At 36.9% G+C, this 4,718-nt stretch carries 5 protein-coding genes; all 5 read right to left on the reverse strand.

Going from position 1 to position 4,718, the window contains the following annotated elements; all coding sequences use genetic code 11:
- Nucleotides 1–67: 67 nt before the first annotated feature.
- The 5 genes from B4237_RS06365 to B4237_RS06385 all read right to left on the reverse strand — a co-directional run bounded on the left by B4237_RS06365 (nucleotide 68) and on the right by B4237_RS06385 (nucleotide 4,679).
- Nucleotides 68–850, reverse strand: a complete 783-nt coding sequence (locus B4237_RS06365; RefSeq protein WP_278595657.1) for a Rossmann-like and DUF2520 domain-containing protein — start codon at nucleotides 848–850, stop codon at nucleotides 68–70.
- A 144-nt stretch (nucleotides 851–994) separates the two neighbouring features.
- Nucleotides 995–1,612 carry a hypothetical protein gene (locus tag B4237_RS06370; protein WP_278595595.1) on the reverse strand — a complete coding sequence of 206 codons (618 nt, stop codon included), beginning with the start codon at nucleotides 1,610–1,612 and terminating at the stop codon, nucleotides 995–997.
- Between the two features lie 198 nt (nucleotides 1,613–1,810).
- On the reverse strand, nucleotides 1,811–3,043 hold the full coding sequence (locus B4237_RS06375; RefSeq protein ID WP_023014412.1) for a dihydroorotase: 1,233 nt from the start codon (nucleotides 3,041–3,043) through the stop codon (nucleotides 1,811–1,813).
- 12 nt (nucleotides 3,044–3,055) lie between these two features.
- Entirely contained in the window at nucleotides 3,056–4,072 is a 1,017-nt protein-coding gene (locus B4237_RS06380) for an aspartate carbamoyltransferase catalytic subunit (RefSeq protein WP_004880184.1), read from the reverse strand.
- 235 nt (nucleotides 4,073–4,307) lie between these two features.
- Nucleotides 4,308–4,679: a hypothetical protein gene (locus B4237_RS06385; protein ID WP_061397095.1), complete on the reverse strand. Its 372-nt coding sequence runs from the start codon at nucleotides 4,677–4,679 to the stop codon at nucleotides 4,308–4,310.
- Nucleotides 4,680–4,718 lie beyond the last annotated feature (39 nt).

Below are 4,718 nucleotides of genomic sequence, written 5' to 3' on the forward strand. Positions count from 1 at the left end.
AATATTGACTTAAATTTCGCGCATATTATACAAAATAGACTAATTTGTCTATTTTGTATAATTATCGTTAAAAAGGTTTGTTTTGTCTTTCATAAATTCCATCACTCATTATTTTATAAATATTTTCTAAATCAGCACGATGCGCATTTATTAATAGATTACGATGCATACTTAATATATTTTGATCGCCACGCATTGCTGGTCCAGTCTGCATTTTTTGAGGATCATTCTGCGTTGCTTTATTTGCTGTTTCCATAATCAAAGGGAATAACAAATTAAAATCAACGCTTTCGGCATCTACAATTTGTTTGGCCATGTCATAACAATAATTACTAAAGTTACAAGCAAACACAGCAGCTAAATGCAATGTTTGGCGCTGCTTAGAACTATATTGATAAACACAATCACTTAATTCATTTGCTAAATCAGTTAATACGTTTAGATCTTGTGTGTTGGTCGCCTCAACAAATAAAGGAGTATCAGACCAGTTGACTTCTCGCTCAAAACTAAATGTTTGTAATGGATAAAAAACACCTGCACGAAAGTGTGATTCCGCAAGCACTGATAAACTCGTACTACCAGAGGTATGAACAATTAGACTATCAGGAACATATTGAGACACGTTCTTAATTAACTCAGAAATTGCTTGATCACTTACAGCAATGATGACTAGATCAGTCTGGCGATTCAAGTGCTCTATTTGATTGATTGCTTCTGTATTTACTCGATCTGCCAAGTTTTGTGCGTTTTGCTGATCACGACTAAAAACTTGAATAATTCTATGCTTTTTTGCTAGAACTAAAGCCAAGTGGTTTGCTACACGTCCGGCACCAATCAATGTAATCCGCATCATCTCAATCTTGAATCTTTATTTGCACAAAGCTAAGCATGCCAATAAAAAACGGATGAATCAATTTATGCTTTTATAATTTATACATTGGATACAATATTTCCCAATTTAATCAAAAGACTTCCTCCACCAAGTTCAAAATACTTATTGAGCAACAGATGCATCCAAATCATCTACAGGAACCTCGAGCTGCTGATGGTGACAAGACTGCCACAACCAAACGATTAGCAAACCCAGAATCAAAAAGCCAATGATTGGAAAAATACCCATCTTGCGACCGAAGTTAACAGATGAATGATTTGATTCAGTGTTCAAATTTTGTTGATTTAAGATCAAGCCAACTGGTGTTAACAAACTCATTACCCAAGTAGGTAATAGCGACTGAATAGAATCGTTATGTTGCTTCAGATATTTCAAAATACTAGCGCTATCATTCCCTGCTTCGTTTGTTAATGCTGTTAAACATTTTGGAATTGCTTTATTGATAATTTGTTCAGTTTCAAATGGAATAAGTTTGGCTGTTGAGATATTAGCTAAAAATACCGTTTTAATTTGCTCATTATGACCAAGTAAATCTGATAATGAAGGCATAATAATTTCTTTTAGCTTCTGAATAAATTCAGGTTTAGCCGTTAAGATAGATAAAAATATGGGATAAAACTTAGAAAGCAACGCACTTTTTTCGTTAGATAAACCATCTTGCTCTTGAATAAGCTCGGAAGTCACTTTTTTCTTTAACAATTCCATCGGATTTGTCGACATGGTAATCGCTCCAATAAATATAATTTTTCATTTAGACCGCTTATTTAATTATTGTTTCAAAGCTTCTAAAGTTTTTCTTATTGTAGCTAATTATCTTGTTTTTATTCGTTTTTTATATCATATAAATACAATATTCATATTTTGGTTTACAAAGCAGAATAAGCCGATAAGTCTTATTCTGCCTAGTTCCAAGCAAACTTATACAAAGGTACTAAGCACTTTACCAGTCAGTTGCTGACCGAGTAATGGTGTATTTTTACCTTGAGAAATAATCGTGTCTTTAGAAACTGTCCATGTCAGCGTAGGATCAACTAAAACCCAACCAGATTCTTGCTGCCAGCGTGCTGTCATATTCGCAACTGCTGCTGGAGTAGAGGTAACTTTTTCAACCCATTCTAAAGGTTCAAAAACACCTTCTTGAATAAGCTGGATACCTAAACCAACATAAGTATCAAAAGCTGTAATTCCAGATTGGGTCTCAGCAAAAGGTGCCATCTTTGCAGAACTGCTTAATGGTTCATGATGTGTACAAATCGCATCAATCACACCGTCTTTTACACCTTCACGCAATAACTCTTTATCTTGAATTGAGCGTAATGGCGGACGAACATGTGCAAGTGAATTGAAGCCATCTGTTAACTCTTCGGTTAAATGCAGTTGATGCATTGCGACATCAGCAGTCACAGGTAAGCCTTTATTTTTTGCAGCGCGGATCAACTCAACAGAAGCACCACAAGACAACAAACCAAAATGTGCTTTCACACCGGTTGCTTCAATCATTAAAAGATACTTCGCAATTGCCACTGTTTCAGCAATTGCTGGAATCATTGGCAAACCTTGACGTGAGGCAATAAAGCCCTCATGCGCACAACCATCTTTGGCAATTTGTGGCTCTTCTGCATAGAAAACTACGGTTAAACCCAAACCTGCTGCATACTCTAACGTACGAATCACAACATCATCATTTTCAAAAGCAGCATTAGCATTTGAAACAGCCGTACAACCACCCTTCTTTAAACCCGCCATGTTTGCAGGTTGTTTTCCATTTAAACCTTGGGTTTGTGCACCAATGATTTGTAAATAAATACCACCATCCAGTTTTGCTTTTTCAATTAAGCCATGAATAAGCGCACCATTATCTTGAACAATTGGCTTGGAATCTGGTGGTGTTATGACATGCAAAATACCATTTGCGAGTGCCGCTTTACCTTCTGACTTTAAGGTTCCGTGTTGTTGCTGGCCAGGTTCACGCAGACGTGCACATAGATCGACCATTGTCGGCATTAACCATTTATCTTGACCATCGATCGTTTCATCAACTTGATCTACAGCATTGATCAACTTGCCATTTTCAAGATAAACCGTTTTCACTTGATCAGTCTTTTCAATCGGATCGAGCACACGGACATTTTCAATTTTTACAATACTCATGTGATCTATCCTTTATAGTGAAATCGCTTCAATTAAACCTTGCTCTTGGAGCTGTCCTTGCATTGCTAATGCCAGTACTGCCATACGTACAGCAATACCGTTAGTCACCTGCCTAAGAATCACAGATTGATTACCATCAGCAACACTTGAATCAATTTCTACACCGCGATTCATTGGTCCAGGATGCATCACAATACAATCAGGTTTAGCTAAAGCGAGACGTTCTTTATTTAAACCATACATCTTGTAAAATTCAGATTGTGAAGACAGTGCTGGAGAATCAATACGTTCATTCTGAATACGTAGCGCGATGATCACGTCGCAATCCGTCACACCCTCATCCATTTTGTTAAATAGACGAACATGCTCACCATATTCATTGAAGCCAACTGGTAATAAAGTGTTCGGTGCAATCACGCGAATATCTTTGCAACCGAGTGTTTGCAATGCCGCCACATTTGAACGTGCAACACGCGAGTGTTTGATATCACCAATAATTGCCACAGAAAGTTGTTCAAATGGCTTGTTGGTTTCACGACGAATTGTCAACATATCTAACATGGCTTGAGTCGGGTGTGCATGTCGACCATCGCCTGCATTAATGATTGCGACATTAGGACAAACATCTTTGGCAATAAAATGTGCTGCACCCGAAGATGAATGACGAACCACAAAAATATCCGCAGCCATCGCTTCTAAATTCCAAAGCGTATCTCGTAACGTTTCACCTTTCGATGTACTTGAACGTGCGATATCAATATTCAAGACATTTGCTGACAAACGTTTTGCCGCTGCCTCAAATGTTGTACGTGTACGAGTTGAGTTTTCAAAGAAAAGATTCATCACCGTTAGTCCTTCTAATAAAGGACGGTTGATCAAATTATTATTTTCATCTAAGAAGCTTTGCGCTGTATCTAAAATCTTAGTGAGGCTTTCTTTGGAAAGACCTTCAATAGTTAAAAAGTGCTTGAGATTTCCTTGTTGATTGAGTTGAATCTGACTCAAAGTATGCAATGCCGCCAAGTGCATAAGAGATTCCTGACACGTTAAGTTAACGCATTATACAGATTTTGGATTTCATGCGCAGTTGAACTTTTCAGCACTTAAGTAAAAATCTCTAGATCTTTTCCATGATCTTATTTTATTCAACATGAGAGTATCAATTCTGAATATTAATCCATATCTATATATTCTAAAAGAAGGATAAGGATGTAAACATCAGTGCTACATCCTTTTAATTTTCTATTTTTTAATGACTTATAATTTACCTTAATGCACCAATATAGTGATGGTGAACTTGCGCTTGATAAATTTCCTCTGCTGTCACGTCCATCGAATATGTTTCTTGCTGCACTTCTTTTTGTTTTTTAGCTTCAACCTTCGACTCTTCGATCATTACAGCTGGTTCAGGATACAAATCAATTAATGGGCGCAAACGTGCCACTTGTTTTTCTAACTCTTCATCTTCAGTCGATAAAGCGATATCAACAATATGCTTTGCATAATCTTTATTATTCACGAGATACATCACATCAATTACACGTCCACATACACGTCTTAAACGTACATACATTTGCGTTGCAATTGCAAAAGCTTCAGCATTTACTAGCACTTCACTATTCATGTTCTCTTTCATAACAACCCCACAGCCATTCAATTAAAATTCTTAAGTTGC

This window comes from Acinetobacter sp. UBA6526, assembly GCF_002434875.1.
GTDB lineage: Bacteria > Pseudomonadota > Gammaproteobacteria > Pseudomonadales > Moraxellaceae > Acinetobacter > Acinetobacter venetianus.